The sequence below is a fragment of the Bradyrhizobium sp. Ses1 genome (assembly GCF_059512365.1).
The window spans coordinates 1-733 of record NZ_JCAMOQ010000191.1 but is presented as its reverse complement, the minus strand read 5'-3'; the positions used below and the strand labels follow the sequence as shown (position 1 = coordinate 733).

1 protein-coding gene is annotated in these 733 nt (G+C 61.8%); it reads right to left on the bottom strand.

What is annotated here, in order from left to right; translation table 11 throughout:
- Positions 1 to 247 precede the first annotated feature (247 nt).
- A complete protein-coding gene (locus tag AC5ZG5_RS46310; RefSeq protein WP_456647181.1) occupies positions 248 to 448 on the bottom strand; it encodes a hypothetical protein in 201 nt (66 codons plus the stop codon).
- Between the last annotated feature and the right edge of the window lie 285 nt (positions 449 to 733).

Below are 733 nucleotides of genomic sequence, written 5' to 3'. Positions count from 1 at the left end.
TTCACAATCGGGGCCTTTCCGCAATGTCAGGGCCTGATCGCCTATAGCTTCGAGGTCGCTGCCGAGCTGCGCGAGCGGTGGAGCACCAAATTGTCGCAAACCGCCCTCACAATGTGTGCTCTATTGCCTTCTCAATGCGCCGCTGTAGGTCAACGTCGGTTTCGGTGGTGTTCTGGTCTCCGACCATAAGCTGCTCCGTGGCTGTCTAGACAAATGTCGCTACCGTCTTGAGACCTCACTGGAAACTTCATTTCGGCGTGCCCAGACTAAGAAACTCGTTCATGTCGGCAGCCTGCTCGGCTTGCCGCGCCTGCCGGAGCAGTTTCTGCCGCTCGGCGCCGGGAGGTAGGCCGCATGCCTGCGTGCGAGCCTGGCGAGCTGAGGCGACCAGCCGCGCCTGGAGTGAAGTGGTCTGCTTGGCTCGGTTGCGCTTGCGTTTGGTTTCCATGAGCTTCCAATGCTCGGTACTGCGGCTCGGGTGAAATGCGGATGTACGAGACCACAAACTGTCGCGCCTGCTGCAAGAGTGCTCGCGCACCTTCCCGAGCGGACGGCCCCGGCGTCAAATCGCAGGGGATCGCGCCGGGGCGTCGCTCCCTCTCGGCTCGCCATTGGGCAGAGGAGCCGACGACCAGCGCGAGAGGTCGCTCGCTAAGACAAGCACCTCGATGCTGTGAAGTCAGTGCACTATTGTACCGTGGCGCGTGAAGCGTAGGTCGGCGAGTGCGGCAAT

Excerpts from the sequence above, each read along its gene's own strand:
- AC5ZG5_RS46310 (WP_456647181.1), bottom strand. The coding sequence starts at position 448 with ATGGAAACCAAACGCAAGCGCAACCGAGCCAAGCAGACCACTTCACTC.